Annotated in this window: 16 protein-coding genes; 9 read left to right on the top strand and 7 right to left on the bottom strand. The window is 68.1% G+C overall.

Annotated elements, in window-relative coordinates; translation table 11 throughout:
* Positions 1–8: 8 nt before the first annotated feature.
* Together ACYQ26_RS04865 and ACYQ26_RS04860 are read right to left on the bottom strand one after the other, a co-directional pair.
* Positions 9–821 carry a cohesin domain-containing protein gene (locus ACYQ26_RS04865; protein ID WP_459807584.1) on the bottom strand — a complete coding sequence of 271 codons (813 nt, stop codon included), beginning with the start codon at positions 819–821 and terminating at the stop codon, positions 9–11.
* 246 nt (positions 822–1,067) lie between these two features.
* Positions 1,068–1,760 (bottom strand): DUF7344 domain-containing protein, encoded by a 693-nt coding sequence (locus ACYQ26_RS04860; RefSeq protein ID WP_459807582.1) that lies wholly within the window; start codon positions 1,758–1,760, stop codon positions 1,068–1,070.
* Positions 1,761–2,087: 327 nt separating this feature from the next.
* On the opposite strand from ACYQ26_RS04860, the gene ACYQ26_RS04855 reads away from it, so the two are divergent.
* Positions 2,088–2,429 (top strand): DUF7113 family protein, encoded by a 342-nt coding sequence (locus tag ACYQ26_RS04855; RefSeq protein ID WP_459807580.1) that lies wholly within the window; start codon positions 2,088–2,090, stop codon positions 2,427–2,429.
* Between the two features lie 258 nt (positions 2,430–2,687).
* On the opposite strand, the gene ACYQ26_RS04850 is transcribed toward ACYQ26_RS04855, so the two are convergent.
* Together ACYQ26_RS04850 and ACYQ26_RS04845 are read right to left on the bottom strand one after the other, a co-directional pair.
* Positions 2,688–3,968: a DNA double-strand break repair nuclease NurA gene (locus ACYQ26_RS04850; RefSeq protein ID WP_459807578.1), complete on the bottom strand. Its 1,281-nt coding sequence runs from the start codon at positions 3,966–3,968 to the stop codon at positions 2,688–2,690.
* Between the two features lie 111 nt (positions 3,969–4,079).
* The gene (locus ACYQ26_RS04845; RefSeq protein WP_459807577.1) at positions 4,080–4,496 is read right to left on the bottom strand and encodes a thiol-disulfide oxidoreductase DCC family protein; all 417 of its coding nucleotides are present in this window, start codon (positions 4,494–4,496) and stop codon (positions 4,080–4,082) included.
* Positions 4,497–4,673: 177 nt separating this feature from the next.
* On the opposite strand from ACYQ26_RS04845, the gene ACYQ26_RS04840 reads away from it, so the two are divergent.
* Both ACYQ26_RS04840 and gpmI read left to right on the top strand, forming a co-directional pair.
* Complete coding sequence (locus tag ACYQ26_RS04840) at positions 4,674–6,305, top strand: HTTM domain-containing protein (RefSeq protein WP_459807575.1); 1,632 nt, start codon at positions 4,674–4,676, stop codon at positions 6,303–6,305.
* Between the two features lie 65 nt (positions 6,306–6,370).
* A complete protein-coding gene (gene gpmI / locus ACYQ26_RS04835) occupies positions 6,371–7,897 on the top strand; it encodes a 2,3-bisphosphoglycerate-independent phosphoglycerate mutase (protein WP_459807573.1) in 1,527 nt (508 codons plus the stop codon).
* Positions 7,898–7,923: 26 nt separating this feature from the next.
* Here the strand turns inward: gpmI and ACYQ26_RS04830 are convergent, their stop codons facing one another.
* The gene (locus tag ACYQ26_RS04830; RefSeq protein WP_459807765.1) at positions 7,924–9,447 is read right to left on the bottom strand and encodes an NAD(P)H-dependent oxidoreductase; all 1,524 of its coding nucleotides are present in this window, start codon (positions 9,445–9,447) and stop codon (positions 7,924–7,926) included.
* 204 nt (positions 9,448–9,651) lie between these two features.
* On the opposite strand from ACYQ26_RS04830, the gene ACYQ26_RS04825 reads away from it, so the two are divergent.
* The 5 genes from ACYQ26_RS04825 to ACYQ26_RS04805 all read left to right on the top strand — a co-directional run bounded on the left by ACYQ26_RS04825 (position 9,652) and on the right by ACYQ26_RS04805 (position 15,688).
* A complete protein-coding gene (locus ACYQ26_RS04825; protein ID WP_459807571.1) occupies positions 9,652–10,056 on the top strand; it encodes a hypothetical protein in 405 nt (134 codons plus the stop codon).
* A 260-nt stretch (positions 10,057–10,316) separates the two neighbouring features.
* Positions 10,317–12,950: an alkaline phosphatase PhoX gene (locus tag ACYQ26_RS04820; RefSeq protein ID WP_459807569.1), complete on the top strand. Its 2,634-nt coding sequence runs from the start codon at positions 10,317–10,319 to the stop codon at positions 12,948–12,950.
* Between the two features lie 25 nt (positions 12,951–12,975).
* Positions 12,976–13,785 (top strand): hypothetical protein, encoded by an 810-nt coding sequence (locus ACYQ26_RS04815; protein ID WP_459807568.1) that lies wholly within the window; start codon positions 12,976–12,978, stop codon positions 13,783–13,785.
* Positions 13,786–13,936: 151 nt separating this feature from the next.
* A complete protein-coding gene (locus ACYQ26_RS04810; protein WP_459807566.1) occupies positions 13,937–15,223 on the top strand; it encodes an O-acetylhomoserine aminocarboxypropyltransferase/cysteine synthase family protein in 1,287 nt (428 codons plus the stop codon).
* Positions 15,224–15,301: 78 nt separating this feature from the next.
* Entirely contained in the window at positions 15,302–15,688 is a 387-nt protein-coding gene (locus ACYQ26_RS04805) for a DUF7522 family protein (protein WP_459807564.1), read from the top strand.
* A 100-nt stretch (positions 15,689–15,788) separates the two neighbouring features.
* On the opposite strand, the gene ACYQ26_RS04800 is transcribed toward ACYQ26_RS04805, so the two are convergent.
* On the bottom strand, positions 15,789–16,010 hold the full coding sequence (locus tag ACYQ26_RS04800) for a hypothetical protein (protein ID WP_459807563.1): 222 nt from the start codon (positions 16,008–16,010) through the stop codon (positions 15,789–15,791).
* 187 nt (positions 16,011–16,197) lie between these two features.
* Here ACYQ26_RS04800 and ACYQ26_RS04795 point away from each other — a divergent pair, with 187 nt between their 5' ends.
* On the top strand, positions 16,198–16,749 hold the full coding sequence (locus ACYQ26_RS04795) for a DUF5813 family protein (protein WP_459807562.1): 552 nt from the start codon (positions 16,198–16,200) through the stop codon (positions 16,747–16,749).
* Positions 16,750–17,055: 306 nt separating this feature from the next.
* Here the strand turns inward: ACYQ26_RS04795 and ACYQ26_RS04790 are convergent, their stop codons facing one another.
* Positions 17,056–17,286, bottom strand: a complete 231-nt coding sequence (locus ACYQ26_RS04790) for an Lrp/AsnC ligand binding domain-containing protein (RefSeq protein ID WP_459807560.1) — start codon at positions 17,284–17,286, stop codon at positions 17,056–17,058.
* Positions 17,287–17,482: the final 196 nt, after the last annotated feature.

Raw genomic sequence — 17,482 nt, 5'->3', positions numbered from 1 at the left:
CGGACTGTTTACCGTCGCGACCGGTTCCGACGGGCGACGAGCGCGCTCGCGATGAGGAGTGCGACGCCGATACCGACGGTTCCGGCAATCGTGAATCCGGGGATCGTCTCGGTCGCGCCGGTGGTCCCGGCGGATCCGGACCCGGTCGACTCGTTTCCGTCGCCGCCTTCGCCGTCGCCGGCAGTGGAATTACCGTCGTCAGTCGGCTCGAGGTCGAACCGCTCGGGATCCGGGTGGTCGAACGACGACGGCGGTACCCGCTCGCCGCCGCCGTCGATCTCGATCGTCGTCGGCTCGTCGACGACGGGCGTCGGCCACTCGCTCGTGAGGGAGACGTCGGTCGCGTCGAACGCGAGTTCGGTCGTCGCGGCCGGGGCGTCCTCGTCGATCTCGACCGTCACCGTCGCGATCGGTCCGACGCCGCTCGCGCCGCCGGCGGGCGGATCGCGTCGCTGCTCGAGGACGGCCGTGCCGTTCCCGTCGGCGATCGTTTCGGCCGTCCGGACGCTCGTGTCGTTCCCCCCGTCTGCGAGCCACGGGCCGGCCTCGACGTCGACGACCGAGAGGTAGTCGGGGTGGTACTGCGCGACCAGCCGCACGGCCTCGACGCCGGCGTCGTGGCTGCCGGCGCTCTGGAGGACGACCTCGAGTTCGACCGTCTCGCCGGGGGCGGCCTCGATCGTTTCGGGCTCCGACCAGACGATCGCGGTCTGATCGCCCGCGGCGGCGATTCCGACGGCGGTCGTCGCACAGAGGGCGGCGACGACGATGACGAGGCAGGCGAGCGAGGCGAGTCGCCGCCCTCGAGTCGACCCGGTCATCGTCAGGTGGCGGTGGCACGAACGGGGACGGCCGTCGGCCGGGGTCGTGATCGCGGGTACTCGACGCTGCTTTCGATCGACTGCATTCGACGTACCGTTGGCCGACGAGCGGTTTAGCTTCTCGGTGTGACGCGCAGACGTCGGTCGTCTACCCTTCGGGCGCTCGGCTGGCGTTCGGACGCAAAAACGGTTCGGCGACGGCCGACTCGCTCGACGGTGCAATCTCGGTGCCGGCGCCGACGCCGGTTACGGGATGAGCGACACGGCGTCCGTCGTCGGGGTGGCGGTGACTAGGCCGGTGTCGGGGTCGTACTCGAGGACGCCGACCGCGTCGAGGGCGGGCAGGTGGGCGTGGTGGAGTTCGATCTTCGCGGTTTCCGTCTCCGAGGGGCCGGGCGATTCGCGAGCGGCGAGCTCGGCGGCGAGTCGCTCGATCGACAGCGAGCCGTCGTTCTCGTGGACGATCCGGACCAGCTGAAGGCGGACGGGATCGACGACCCGCTGGAGCAGTTCGTCGTCCGCGGGGATGTCGGATTCGCCGTCGGCACCGGCCGCGTCGGTCTCCTCGAGGAGCGACGCGATCGCCGCCGGGCAGAGCTCCGGCTCCGCGACGAGTTCGACGCCCGCGTCGGGATCCCACTCGACGATGCCGCAATCGGCCAGCCGCGGCAGGTGATTGTGGAGCAGGCTGAGCCGAATCTCGTGGCGGGCCTGGCCGGTCGGCGCATCCGGCGCCTCCCGGCGGACCAGTTCGGAGGTGAGTTCGAACAGCGAGTAGCGGTCGTCCTCACCGGCGTCGTCGACGGGGCCATCGCCGCCGGTCAGGATCTCCAGCAGGTACACCCGCCGCGGATGGCTGAACGCCTCGTACTGTTCCGGTGGAACCTCGTCGAGCGGGGCCCGCCCGCTGGTGTCGCCGAGGTGAGCGTCCGAACTCATTACGCCATGCAAGCAGAGCAAGGGGGATAAGCACGTTTCCAAAACGATTTGGGTACGGAATGTGATATTACTTCCGTAACGCCCCCGTAATCGAGCTAACTGCCCGAAACCTCGGGGTAGAGGGTTCGTTCACCGTTCGGCGAACGTATTATCATCAGGATATTGTCTCCTTCCGGATGGGTTCGCGAGCCGTCGGGTCGAACGACCGCGACGCGTAGCATCGTATTACTCCGATCGTGCGGTGCGAGCGGGCGAGCGTCGCGTTCGCGGACCTCTTCGGCGCGTCCGCCCCGCGGTCTTTTTGCGTCCGCGCGTCGTAGGATCGGTATGATCATGGTACGCGGTCGCGCCGGCGGCACTGAGCTCACCGGAACGCTGTACGAGCGGGGTGAGCGGGCGCCGTCGTTCCGCGGCGCGCCCGATCAGGACGCCGCGTACGTCTGGGTGTGCGACGAGTTCTACGAGGTCGACACGGGGGGCTCGATCCAGCGCGTCGACGACCGGGAGGTCAACGTCGCCTTCGAATCGCCGATGCCCCGCGGGTTCGACACGCGGGACCAGGCCCTCGAGAACGCCAAGGAACACGTCCGGACCCAGTTCGCCCGCATCGGCGTCGATCCGGCCGACGTCGACCTCGAGGTCGAGAAGGCGGAGCCGCCGACCGAGTAATCGTCTACTAGGCGGCTAACGAGTCGTTTCGTCGCCGCAAGCCGGTTTTCGTCCTGTCACGCATCGCTTCTCGAGTCCCAACGGGGAGCAGGAACCAACCGGACGCGACGTCGCGCCGACGTCGAACGCGTGGGTGCCGACGCCAGCGGCGACTCCGCTCGAGGCGAACGGCGACTGCTGCACTCGCACTCGAAGCCGTACCCGACGGGCCACCCCGACTCAGGGCCAGGGCCCCGGATCGAAACGTAGACGACGGTGTCAGTACGCGTCCTCGTCCCACCGCTGATCGTCGTAGGTCCGGTCCTGACTCGTGTCGAAGGCCGTCTCGAAGGACTCCCGCAGCGACCGCTTCTCCGAGCGGCTGATCCGCGCGAGTTCGTCCGCCTTCTCGACGATGGTCGGCGGCCCGTGTGCGACCGCGACGTCCTGGAGCACCTGCATCGTCAGCGCCTCGCGAGTTTCGGGGTCGCGCGTGAAGGCGTAGGGCGCTTCGACCCGATAGATCAGATCGTCGCGGGGGTCGTAGACGACGAAGAAGGTCACCTCGTAGTCCTCAAGCGAACGGTGACGCTCGACGCCGAGCGCGTCGCCCTCCGCCGAGAGCGCCTCGTCGACGCCGCCCCGCGAACGGAACCAGTTCGTGTAGGTCAGCGCCGACGTGTCCCGGTCCCAGCGCTTGCCGTCGACGTCGTCGACGTACTCGCCGCGCTCGAGCAGGCGGGTAAAGAGCGCCGAATCGTCCGCCCAGGGGACGCTGATCTCGGCATCGTGTTTCCCCTTCAGCGTCCGCGTAATGACGCGGGTCGCCGGGTTCTTGACGAAGCCGATCAAGGGAACGCCCCGGTCGACGAACTCCTCGACCAGCCGGATGTAGTTCTCCAGCACCGTCGTCGGCCGCGGATCCTCGAGCAGGAAGTCCGCGAGGTCGGGGTGTTGGTCGGCCCAGCGGAGCAGCCCGCGGGGGTAAAGCGGGCCGTCGAGGACGAGCAGGTCGTCGACCTCGTCGGCGTGGTCGCGGGCGTGCGTGCTCTCGGCCAGGTAGAGCGCCAGCGCGTGGACGACGCCCTCGGCGAACCGCGGCAGCGGCGGGATCTTCACGGCTCGAGAGCGGCTGTAGCCCTCGTCGAACTTGCCCCACGTTTCGTCGACGGTCATCGTCTCGTCGTTCGAGTGGACCGTCGCGACGACGGTCCGCGAGCGGTGGAGGTCCAGATCGGAGGGGGTCGCGCTCATGGCCGCCTGCGCGATGTCGATGACGAGTCCGTTTTTGAAGGTCGTCGGGTTGATCGTCCCCGCGTCGAGGCCGTGTTCGGTGGGGAACTCCCGGTCCCGCAGCGCGACGTCCTCGCAGTCGACGAGTCGACGAGCCTGCTCGTCGACCGGTTCGACGATCCGTCGCCCCTCGCGGGAGACGAGGGGATCGAGGAACTCCTCCCAGACCGTCTCGGCGAACGCGCGGCGGTCGTCGGCGTCGGCCCCGTGGTCGATCCGCCCCGCCAGCCGCGCGATGCCGTCGAAGTGGACCGGATCGAGCGTCATGCGAGGGGGCTCCCGCCCCACCGGCAAAAAGCCAGTGGTCGGGACCGTCCGGACGACTGACCGCTCGCTGCGCTGATATCGGCGGGTAACGGACGCGAAGCGGGGGCGTAGCTACTCGAGAAAGCGGGAACGAACGTCGCCAGTCGGCATCATGCACTGGTCTTTCTTGCCGAACAGGCGGTAGCGGTTGGCGGCGACTAGATCGTACGCCAGATCGCGGATCGGGCGCGGCAGGTGCCGGAACGGGCCGAGCAGGGCGTAGACGCCGCCGAGCAACTGCGCGATGCGGAGGACGGCGGCCGACTTCACGTAGCAGTCGTCGCCCTCGATGAGGACGATCGACTCGAGGTCGTCCGTCGGGAGGTCGTGCTCGGCGAGCAGTTCCGTCGCGACGTCGGACTGCAGCGAGGCGAAGTAGAACCGCTCGTCGGTGTCCCGCGGGACGAGAAACTGGACGAAGCCGTTACAGAGGTTGCAGACGCCGTCGAAGAGGACGATGGGGGCTCCGTCGGGAACGTCGGCGCTCATCGGGTACCGACCGTTGGGAGCGGCGACAATTCAGGGTTCCGGTCGCTTCTCATCCGGGTACCGCAGGTCGATACCGAACATGAACGGCACGACCGGTGATGCAGCCTGAAACGCTTCTTTCAGCGTTCAACAAACTTATGCCGATCTACACGAGAGACGGCACAGACGACGTAAGCAATGGCCCGTTACCCCGCCGCCGCGCAAACCTCCCTGTCGGCCGTACTGGACCGCCTCTCGATCGCGATCCAGCGACGTATCGCGATCGATCCGCGCGCGCTCGCCGCGTTCCGGATCGCGGTCGGCGCGCTGTTGATCGCCGATCTGGCGCTCCGGGCGCGAAACCTCGGGACCTTCTACACGGACGCCGGCGTGCTCCCGCTGCGGGCGCTGTTTTCGGACTACGCGCCGGTGTACACCCTGCACGCGATCTCCGGCGCGGCGTGGGTGCAGGCGATGCTGTTCGCGATCGCGGGCGCGTTCGCCCTCGCGCTTCTACTGGGGTATCGGACGCGGGTCGCGACGATCGTCTCGTGGCTGCTCCTGCTGTCCCTGCACGCCCGGAACCCGATGGTGCTCAACTCCGGCGATACCTTGCTGCGGATGCTGCTGTTCTGGGGGATCTTCCTCCCGTTGGGCCGGCAGTGGTCGATCGACGCGCGGCGGCTCGAGCGGACTCGAGACGGGGAAAGCACCGCCGATCGATCCGAAGACGGCGGCGATTCGGGACCGTCGATACCGGGAATCGTGAGCGTCCCAACGATGGCGATCCTGCTGCAGGTCCAGTTGATGTACCTGACCAACGCCGTCCACAAGACGCGAAGCGACAAGTGGATGGGCGGCGACGCGGTCGTCCACATCTTCCAGGCCGACCACCTCACGATCCTGCTCGGGGACGTCCTCGCGGATCAGCACGCGCTGCTGGAACTGTTCACCTACGCCTGGATGGCCGTCATCCTGCTCTCGCCGCTCTTGCTCTTGCTCAGCGGTCTCGGGCGCGCCGCGTTCGCGTCGGTCGTAATGGGCATGCACCTCGGGATGGCCACGACGCTGCAGATCGGCCTGTTCCCCCTGATCTCCGTCGCTGCCCTGCTGCTGTTCCAGCCGCCGATCGTCTGGGACGGTGCCACCGCGCTCGCGACGCGAATCGGCATCGCGGCGCCGCTCCGGCGGGGACTGGATCGACTCCAGCGGACCGCCCCGCGGGTTCCGCTGCCGGACGTGCCGGCGGTTCCGGCGGCGGCCGACCTCCCGTCGGCGACGCGGACGGCGCTCGCGTCGGCGGCGAGTCGCGGCCGCGTCCTGTTCTCGACGGTCATCCCCTGGTTCCTCCTCGTGCTCGTCGTTCTCTCGAACGCCGAGGCGGTCGACTACGCCGAGGTGCCAGACGTAGGCGACGAGGTCCTCGAGACGGTCAACGCCGACCAGAGCTGGCGGATGTTCGCGCCGAACCCGACCTCGACGACGAGGTGGCTCGTCGCCCCGGCCGAACTCGAGAACGGCTCGCGGGTCGACGCGTTCGGCGGGGGCGAGGTCGACTGGGATCGGCCGCCGAGCGCCGACAAGCTCTACGACACCGCCCGCGAGCGCAAGTACGTCTCGAACATGCGCTACGCGGACAACGAGAACCACCGCTCGTACTTCGCGAACTACCTCTGCGAGCGGTGGAACCGCAGCCACGAGACCGGCCTCGAGAACGTGACGGTCTACGGGCTGACCGACAACGCAGGCCCGTACGACGACGAGCCGGATATTTCCAGGTACAAGAAAATCGAGTACGACTGTTCCGGGCCGTTCGTCCAGAACGAATGACCGTTTCCGTCGCCCGATTCGCCGACAACGACAGTTAGTTACGCCGTGCGGCTGATCCGTCGCACATGGACGCTGCACTGATCGTCCTCGACGGCTGGGGGCTCAGCGACGACGAGTCGACCAGGGACGCGGTCGCCGCGGCCGACACGCCGACGTTCGACCGGCTCGCCGAGGCCGGCGCGTACGGCACGCTCGAGGTCGCGGGCCGGCGCGTCGGCCTACCGGACGGCCAGATGGGCAACAGCGAGGTCGGCCACCTGAACATCGGCGCCGGGCGGGTGGTCTACCAGGAGTACACCCGGATCTCCGATTCGATCGCGGACGGCTCCTTCCGCGAGAACGAGGCGATCAACACGGCCTTCGACGAGGCTCTCGAAAACGACGGCAAAATTCACTTCGTCGGGCTGGTCAGCGACGGCGGAGTCCACTCCGATCAGGAGCACCTCCACGCGCTGATCGAACTCGCCGGCGACCGCGACGTCGAGGCAGTCACGCACGCGATCACGGACGGTCGGGACACTTCGCCGACGGGCGGACGCGACTACCTGTCGACGCTCGAGGACGTCATCGACGAGCACGGCACGGGCCACGTCGCGACGGTCACGGGGCGCTACTACGCGATGGACCGCGACCAGAATTGGGACCGGACGAAACGGGCCTACGACGCCATCGTGAACCGCGAGGGCGACTGGACCGCCGAGTCGGCCGTCGAGGCTGTCGAGCAGTCCTACGACCGCGACGTGACCGACGAGTTCGTCGAGCCCACGTTGATAGAGGGCCAGCCCGCCCTCGAGGACGGCGATTCGGTCGTCTGGTTCAACTTCCGCTCGGACCGGGCCCGCCAGCTGACGCGGATGCTCGCGGACATCCGGCCCGGGGACTGGGCCGACGAGTTCGAGACCAGCCCGCCGGACGCGGAGGTCGTGATGATGACTCAGTACGACAAGACGTTCGACCTGCCGGTCGCCTATCCGCCGACCCAGCCCGAGCAGGTGTTAGGCGAGGTGCTTTCCGACGCGGGCAAGACGCAGCTGCGGATCGCCGAATCGGAGAAGTACGCCCACGTCACCTACTTCCTGAACGGCGGCCGCGAGGTCGAGTTCGACGGCGAGATCCGGCAGATCGTCGAGAGTCCGGACGTGCCGACCTACGACGAGCAGCCGGAGATGAGCGCGCCCGAGGTCACGGATACCGCGATCGACGTCATCGAATCCGACGATCCGGACGTGCTCGTGCTCAACTACGCCAACCCCGACATGGTCGGTCACACCGGCGACTACGAGGCCGCCATCGAGGCCGTCGAAGCGGTGGACGAACAACTGGGGCGGCTCGTCGAGACCCTCGAGGAGTACGGCGCCCACGTCCTCGTGACGGCCGATCACGGCAACGCCGATAACATGGGGACCGAAGCCGACCCCCACACCGCGCACACGTACAACGACGTGCCCCTCGTCTATCTGGCTCCCGACGGAAGCGACGGCGGTCGGACGATTCGGCGCGGCGGCACGCTCGCCGACATCGCTCCCACGCTGCTCGAGTTGATCGACGTCGACCAGCCGCCGGAGATGACCGGCGAACCGCTGCTCGAGTAGCCAGCGGGCCGATACCGAGGTCGATCTCACGCCAGATTGAGCAGCGGTACGACGCCGAACCAGACCAGGAAGGTGAGCGAGGCGGCCATCAGGCCGTCGATGCGAGCCGGCTCGAGTCGCTCCCACAGTCGGTTCCGGAGGAGCCAGACGAGCCCGAGCGCGTGGGGAACGCTAAGCGCGACGAGCGGGCCGTAGGCGCCGCCGGCCACGTCCAGCATCGCCCAGCCGACCCCCGTCAGACAGGCGAGGATCGCGATCCCGGTCGCGATCCTCGCGGCCCCGTCGATGCCGAACCGGACCGCGATCGTCTCCTTCCCGGCCGCGCGGTCGGCCTCGCGATCCGGGACGCCCGCCAGCGTGATCGACGGCAGCACCGACAGCAGGAACGGCACCGAGAGCAGCCACGGAAGCGGGTCGTTCGGGGCGCCCCCCAGGAGGACGTAGCCGACCAGCAGGACCCCGGTGCTGTGTGTGACCGCCACGTCGAGTTCGCCGAGCGTCCGGTACGATAACTCGAGCGGCGGAACCGTGTATCCGAGCGCCAACACCCCCAGCGCGATCATGACGACCGCCGTCGAGACGGGCGAGCCCGGACCGACCGCGAGGGCCGCTCCGCCGGCCGCGACGGCCAGCACGAGCGCGACGCCGATCCCGCGCCGGAGGTCGTCGAACTCGAGGGACCCGTCGACGAGCACCCGCGAGCCGCCGGTGAACGGGCCGGCGAACGCGTTCTCGCGGTCGGTCGGGTAATCGAAGTACTCGTTGGACAGCACCGTCCCCGCTTCGAGGAAAAAGAGGAAGGCGAAGCCGAGCCAGTACGCGGTCGACGAGAGCGCCTCGCTCGAGCCGACGGCCGCCAGCGCGCCGATCGTGTACGCCACCCACGCCATCGGGTAGAACTGCAGTCGCAGCGCCTTCAGCCACGACGTCGCCCGCCGACGGATCCGCGTCGCCCGCGAGTCGGGCCCGGTCGCGAGGCGTCGGCCCAGTTCGGCCGCCTCCTCGAGCCACCGCTCGCGTTCCGCGGGCGTCGACTCCGTCACGGGTCCGAGGTTCGTGACCCGCGTCGTCCGAACGCCGGCGTAGCCCAGCGTCGCGCGCTTGACGGCGTTGGTGCCCGGTTGGCGGTAGATCCAGCGGTAGACCCACGGCGGCATGTCCATCGTGACGATCAGTTCGGCGGTCTTGTCGTCCAGCAGTCCCTCGTGTCCCGCGCCCTCCCCCTCGTCGTACTCGACGAACGCGAAGCCGGGGGTGAGAACGCGGTCGAAGAACCCCTTCAGCCGCGCCGGCATCGTCCCCCACCAGTTCGGGTAGACGAAGACGAGGTGGTCCGCCCACTCGATCAGTTCCTGCGCCGCCCGAAGATCCGGCTCGAGGGGCTGATCGGCCGGCGAGACCTCGCGGACGTCGGGATCGAACTCGAGGTCGGCGACGGCGAGTTCCCGGACCTCGCGACCGGCCGCCTCGGCACCGTCGCGGTAGGCGTCGGCCAGCGCGCCACAGAGGCTATCTGTCCGTGGATGACCGAGGACGATCAGGACGTTCATCGGGTCGTGAACGCCCGTGACCACGGCGGCCGTCTAAAAAGCGACGCCTGCCGTCCAACGGGCGGCAACTCGATCGGGTGCGTCGGACCGGGCGGCCGACGCGGAGCGGTCGGGCACACGGTACCGCTACGAACTCCTCGCGAGCACACAATAGCACTCATATCAACGTTCAATATCGTTTGACCGCCGAGTGAGTCCACGGCAATGTCCACGACCGATTCCACTCCCGACGGCTCGGTCGTCGAGGAATACGTCCTCGGCGTGCGCATCCTCGAGACCGACGGCCCCGACGAGCGGTACCGATTCGACGCGCCCGAACACACCGAAATCGCGTTCGACTCCCTCGAGGACGCTCGGCTGTACGCCGACGTCTACTTCGACGTGAACGGATTCGTCGAGGAAAACACGGGCGAACGGGGCGTCCCGCCGGAGGTCGTCCAGGGCGGCAAAGACACGCTCGCCGCGTATCTGGTCACGTGTCCGTGGGCCGACGTCAACTGGGTCGCGTCGTTTTACGGCGTGACGGTCGAGGAGATCGAACGGTACTGCACGTGGGTGTGCGACCGCGCCGACGAGATCCGGACCGCGGCGGCGCGGGATCTCGAGTAGCGTTCGGCCTCGCTTCCGCTCCTTTTCACCGCGGATCGACGGTGATCGACGACGATCGAAGCCGGAGAGCGATACGAAGCGTCCGACGAACGCGTCACTTCGATCGGAACGGCGATCGGCTATACATTCTCAATACTGATATTGACGTCTCCAGACGAATCAGTCGGGTATACTATTCACTGCAGACCTAGCTTGTCTACACAGCCGTAATTCGGTATATTATAAACCGCTATTAGTTAATTGCAGGATTCTCCGCCTGCATGGTCGAATTTACCAGGCGGAAGCTGATGGCGACCTCGGCGGCGGCCGCCGCCGGGATCGGCGCGATCGGTACGGTAACCGGACAGGACGGCGACGGCGATACGCCCGGCGCGCCGCGGATCAACGGCGAGCTCAAGCGGCTCGCGACGACGGCCCACGGGGCCGAGGTGACCGGTCCGTTCGTGTTCGAGAACGGCGAAGTGCTGTTCAGTCTCCAGCACCCGAGCCGCGAGAACCCAGCGCCGTACGACACGGCCGCGGTCGGCGTCCTCGCGGGACACCGGTTCACGTTCAACGGGAAAAACGACTTCTCGGAGCTCGAGCCGCCGCGTTCGAACGAGGCGCAGGGGCGAGTGCAGGTCGCCGGCGGCGAGTACGACATCCTCGTACAGGAGGGCGACGAGATCAACGGCGGCACCGAGCGGTGGGGACACCCGCAGACGCCCGACGGCACCGACGTCGCCGACTTCGTCGGCAGCCGGTACGGCGACGTCGGCTACAACCCCGACATGAACTTCTTCGTCCCCACCGACGAGGACGGGCTCGAGGGCTACCTCTTTACGAACAACGAGACGAGCCCCGGCTGCGTCAGCCGGACCCCGATCGGTCGCGGCGAGGACGGCTGGGAGGCCGACCACGACGGCGCGATGGAACTCGAGAACCTCGAGTCGTTCCGCGAGATCGGCGGCACCCGCATCAACTGTTACGGCGACCTGAGCCCGTGGGCGACGCCGATGTCCTCGGAGGAGGACTACAGCCACCCGCGCGTCTCCGGTTCGGCGACGGTCAGCGACGTCGTCGACGCGGGAAGCGGCGTCGGGATCCGCGGCGCGGCGGCGTTCTGGAACCGCCCCAACCCGACCGATATCGGGGGCGTCCTCGGCGACGACGGCGATCTGTTCGACGAGAGCTGGTACCCGCAGGGAACCTGGGCGCTGGGCGGCGTCGAGATGCAGGCGTACTACCTCGGCGCGGAGCCGGTCGACCAGGACGGCGAGACGAACACGACCGAGCCGATCGGGGACGGTTATCCTAACCGCTACCGCTACGGCCACATCGTCGAGATCACCGAGCCGACGAGCGACGAACCGACGCCGGTCAAACACTACGTCATGGGCCGGGCCGCCTTCGAGTGCCCCGAGTTCCTGCCCGACGAACGGACCGTCTACCTCGCCTCCGACGGCGCGAGCAAGGGCCTCTACAAGTTCGTCGCCGAGGAGCCGATCCCGAGCTACGACGATCGGATGAACGTCCGCGGGACGCTGTACGCCGCCCGCGTCACCAACGACGCGGCGGCGAAGAACGAGCCGCCGGCCGAGGTCGACCTCGAGATCGAGTGGCTCGAACTCGGCACCGCGAGCAACGCCGAGGTCGAGTCCTGGATCGCCGACTACGACGACGTCACGCAGGTCGACTACCTCGAGACCCACGCCGAGACCGACTGGCAGGAGGACCTCGAGACGGCGCTGCGCGAGGCCGACGAAGAAGTCGCGAAAAACGGCAACCGGGACTACATCACCGACGAAGAGATCGTCGAGTGGGCACGGCAGTACGAGGAGAACGGCCCCGACGGCGTCGACGAGGAACTTCGCCGCGTTCCCTTCCTCGAGACGCGCGCCGCGGCCAAGGAGATCGGCGCTACCGTCGAGTTCCGCAAGGCCGAGGGGATCGACTCCCTCGACGACGCCGGACCGGGCGACTACCTCTACATTGGCATCTCGGAGCTCAACGACAGCATGAGCGACACCGAGGGCGACGTTCGCATGGACCGGGTCGACGGGGGCGTCGTCTACCGCGCCGAACTCGACTCGGACTACGACGTCTCGACGCTCGAGCCCGCCGTCGTCGGCCCCGACGCGACCGATTCCCAGTCGGTCCTCGACGCCGCTCCCATCAACGTCGACAACGTGATGGTGCTCGATGACGGGCGAGTCCTCCTCTGCGAGGACAAGGGCAACTTCGGCCGGTCGTACACCAACGACGCGCTGTGGGTCTACGAACCGCCCGCGACCCTGCAGGTCGACTCGCTGGCGGTCAGCCACGACGCGACCGGCGAGGTCGACCTGACCCTCTCCTCGCTGGCCGACGGGATCGCCGGCGGCCGCATCACCGTCACCGTCGAGCACGAGGACGTCGCGAAGATCGTCGACGCCAGCTACCACGACGGCCTCGAGCTGACCGCCGAGCCGACGATCGAGGACGGCGGCTCGACCGTCGAGTTCCGCTTCGCGGACCTCGAGAACGCCATCGACGGCGACGCGGTCGACGTGACGCTGGCGACGCTCGAACTCGAGGCGGTCGGCACTGGAACGACCGACATCACGGTCGAGGTCGACGCGCTGGACGACGATTCGGGGGCGGCCGTCGAACCGCAGCGCCGGCCCGGCGTCGTCGTGACCGGACCGCCGCCGATCGGCGGCGACTCCGGATCGGGCAACGCGCCGACCGATCCCGACGGCGACGGTAAGTTCGAGGACGTCAACGGCAACGGTCGCTTCGACTACGACGACATCGTCGTCCTGTTCGAGCACCTCGAGGACGACGCCGTCCAGCTGAACGAGGCGGCCTACGACTTCAACGAGAACGGCCGCATCGACTACGACGACGTCGTCGAACTGTACGAGGAACAGTGAGCCGACCAGGGGACATCGGGTACATATGACCACGCACTCACAGTCGGCCGCGACGCTGGCCGCGCTCGCGACGGTCGCCGCACTGGTCGCCGCGGCCGCAGTTCCGCTCTCCGCGGGCGCGGTCGCTGCTCCCGAACCGGGTGGCGACGCTGCAGCCGCGCCGGCCCTCGCTTCGACCGGCTCGAACGCCTCGAGCGCGGCGAGCACAGCGAGCGAGCCGACGCTCGTCGTCGACGACGCGACGGTCGATCCCGACGGGACCGCGACCCAGCGAATCGCGCTGACCGACGCCCCCGACGGACTCGCCGGGTTCGAACTCACGCTCGAACTCGAGTCCGACGTCGCGACGGTCGCGGGCGCCAGCTACCCCGACCACTTCGGGATGACGACCGACCCCGTCGTGGGCGCGGACAGCCGGACGGTCACCGTCGAGGCGGTCGATCTCACCGACGAGATCGGGGCCGGCGCGTCCGACGTCACGCTGGCGACGCTCGAACTCGAGGGCGTCGAGGACGGCGCGACGGAACTGCGCGTCACGGAGATGCAGATCGACGCCGACGGCGGCGACGCCGTCGACCCGTCGCTCGAGGCGGGAACGGTGACCGTCGGCGGCGCGGACTCGGCGGCCGGCTCCGGCGACTCGAGCGGCTCGAGCGCGCAGGATGGTACCGGAACGGAGACGGCGTCCGGCGGCAGCGCCACTGACGGCGGTAGCAACGGTACTGACGGCGGCTCGAGTCCCGCCTCCATCGCGGAATCGGTGCCCGGCTTCACGGGCGGCGTCGCGATCGCAGCGATCGCCGTCCTCGCGGCGACGATCGCCCGTCGAACCTGAGTCCGTCTCGCGCCCCGTCCCGAACCGGTTTTCTTCGCCGCGCATCGACTCGAGACGTCCGCTCTCGTCCCGTTCCCCGTTCGCCGACCGAACGACGGCGCGAACGTGATCGGCTAATAATTTTACGTTACTGGAGCGAAACGGACGGGTCATGGGAGACGATAGCGACGATCACGAGTTCGCCACCGACAGCGTTCACGCCGGCCAGGAGCCGGACCCGACGACCGGCGCTCGAGCGCCGCCGCTGTACCAGACGACCTCCTACGAGTTCGATGACACCGAGCACGCCGCCGCGCTGTTCGGCCTCGAGGAGACGGGCAACATCTACTCGCGGATCATGAACCCGACGAACGCGATGCTGGAGGAGCGCATCGCGACGCTCGAGGGCGGGGTCGGGGCGCTCGCGACGTCGTCTGGAATGGCCGCGTTCGACCTCGCGACGTTCATCCTCTGCGACGTCGGGGACAACATCGTCTCCTCGTCGTCGCTGTATGGCGGGACTTACACCTACCTCACTCACACCGTCGCGAAGCGGGGCGTCGAGACGAAGTTCGTCGACACGCTCGACTACGAGGCCTACGAGGAGGCGATCGACGACGACACTGCCTTCGTCCACCTCGAGACGATCGGCAATCCGGCGCTGGTGACGCCCGACATCGAGCGGATCGCCGACATCGCCCACGACCACGACGTGCCGCTGTTCGTCGACAACACGTTCGCGACGCCCTATCTGTGCCGGCCCTTGGAGCACGGCGCGGACCTGGTCTGGAACTCGACGACGAAGTGGCTCCACGGCGCGGGGTCGACGGTCGGCGGCGTGCTGGTCGACGGCGGCTCGTTCCCGTGGCCGGAGGGGGACTACCCCGAGATCACGGAGCCGAACCCGGCCTACCACGGGGTCAACTTCTACGAGACCTTCGGCGAGGCGGCCTTCTCGGTGGTCGCTCGCACCCGCGGGCTGCGCGACCTGGGCAATCAGCAGTCGCCGTTCGACGCCTGGGTCACGCTGCAGAAACTCGAGTCGCTGCCCCTGCGCATGGAGAAACACTGCGAGAACGCGATGGCCGTCGCGGAGTACCTCGAGGATCACCCGGACGTCGAGTGGGTCAACTATCCGGGCCTCGAGAGCCACGAGACCCACGAGGAAGCCAGCGAGTACCTCGAGGGCGGCTACGGCGGGATGATCACCTTCGGCCTCGAGGGCGGTTACGACGCCGCCGAAACCGTCTGCAACGAGGTCGACCTCGCGAGCCTGCTGGCCAACGTCGGCGACGCGAAGACGCTGATCATCCACCCGGCGAGCACGACCCACCAGCAGCTTACGGAGGAGGAGAAACTGGCCAGCGGCGTCACCGACGACCTCGTGCGCCTCTCGGTCGGCATCGAGGACGTCGACGACGTGATCGCGGATCTCGATCGGGCGATCGCACAGGCGTAACCGGCTGCGCGGGCGGGGGTTTGCACCGCGCTACGAGCGGCCCCCGCCGTTAAGACGCGGGCCGTTGAGACGCCGCGTATGGCTACGGGATTGCTTACGCCGGCAGCGGCGGACCGGATCGTCACCACGTGTCGGACGGCCATCGGCGACAGCCTCCGCTCGGTGACCTACTTCACCCGCGACGACTACGAGCAGGTGTACCTGCGCGACGACTTGGAGCGGGACGCGGATCTCTCGACGTTCATCGGCCACGAGTGGCGGGGCTTCAAAACCGCCCGGACGGCCTACGAACGGTCGGAACTGGGCGATTACAACTACACGATCCGAGTGTTCGACAACGGCTTTCTGGTCCGGGTGACCAGCGACAGCGACGGCGTTTTCGTCACCACCGACGGGCTGACCATGAAGGACTTCGAGGAGGTCGCGACGGCGGTCAACGCCTTCCTCGACGAACGCGACGGTTGAAGCGAGAAGGGACCGGCGCCGGCCGAGCGACGCCGACGCTCGTCGTACCCGGACGCGATCGCACGATTGGGCGATCGGCCGAACGGACGGACGAAACGATTCAGGTCGACCCGTCGGTGCCGCTCGAGGGAGCCGGCTCCGGAACCTCGGATTCGGTGTCGACGCCGGTCCCGGAGCCGTCGTCGGCGCCGCGGTCGCGTTCCGTCCGCCCGTCGGCGCCGCGGCTCGCGTCGCCGATCGGCAGGCCGGACCCGAGTTCGCCGTCGACCCCGAGCAGGCGAGCGAACCGGCGTCGTTCCGCGGCGTGTCTATCGAGAGTCATGCCGACTGAAAACGTCGATATCCGTTGTAGTAATGGGGGCCATTTCCGGAAGAAATCGACGGCTTCGGCGTGAAACGATCCGAAACGGTCCGCCGAATTCGGGGGTAGGTGCGGCGAAACCCGACCTCGCGGCCGAATCGGCGAGACAACGTAACGCCCTTTTCCGCGACACCCGTTCGGGACGATAATGACCGACCTTCCAGACCCCGTCGCCCGCGAACTCGAGTCCCACGACGCATTCGAACCGGCCCCGGACGCGGCGGACGCCTACCGACTCACGACGACCGTCTTCGAGACGACCGTCACCGCCGACCCGGCCGAGGGGAAACGAGACGGCGAGTTCGCCGTCACGGTCACCCTCCCCACGCTGGACGCCGCCGTGGCCGACGAGAGCGTCGCCGAGGTCGTCGAGGACGGCTGGTTCGAAACCCTCGAGCGCCGCCTTCAGGACGTCTTCGGCGTCGCCCACACGAGTACGTACGACGAGCCGACCGTCGAACGCGGGGCCGAGGACGTCACCGTCACGCTCGAGTACCTCGCCTGGGACGCCGGCGAAGGCGTCGAGGACGCCAAGGCGCTCATCGAGTTCGTCGAAGGGACGTTCGCCCAGGGGATCATCCCCGGCTACGAGTACCGCGGCCCGGCCGCGACGCTGCTCGAGAACGCCCAGGATCGCGGTCAGCAGGCGGCAGAAGGCGGTCCCGACGACGGAAGCAGCAGCGGCGGCATGCCGATGTGAGGGAGACGAAGCGATCAGAAACCGAGTTCCTTGGCCGAGAGTACGACGCGAGCACTGCGAGTGTCGTACGATTCGGGGAAGGGCAGGCCCCGTACCGCTACCGACCGCGAGCGAACGCAGTGAGCGAGCGGGCCGACGACCGACGTGGAGAGCGCGCCGCGCTCGGAACGGAGGGAGGAGTGCTTTTCAGCCACGTTTTGCTGAGTGCGGTCGCTGCGCAACCGCACGTGGTTCGAGACGCCCAAGGCGTCTCGTCATCACGGAAGACGCTCCGCGCCTTCCGAACGACAGCGCAAAAGTTGGGTCTTAGTCCATCGCGATGTACGTCTTCGTCTCCGTCACCCCGTCGAGGCCCTGCATCTCCGAGGAGACGGTCTCGAGAATGTTGTAGACTTCGTCGGCGTCGACTTCGGCGATGATGTCGTAGTTGCCCGCGACGATGTGGGCGGCGGAAACGCGCTCGAAGTCCCGAATTCGGGAGAGCAGGCCCTCGGATTTCCCGGCGGCGGTCTTCACCATGATGTACGCGTGAACCATCGTGGTGGTGTGGTACTCTGTCACAAGACTAAAGCTTTTGCCCGCCGTCCGGTCGCGGGCGTCGGCGACTGCGGGTGGAGTCGAGCCACGTCGGCGTCGGCGTCTCTTTCGCCGGGTAGCGCCGCATCGCCCGCTCGAGAGCGCGACGGAAGGTATGGTGTGTGACACCGGGGCAAGCTTATTGACGGGGGGCGGC

Source organism: Halopiger thermotolerans (assembly GCF_054654555.1).
This window is presented reverse-complemented; position numbering and strand designations above follow the sequence as displayed.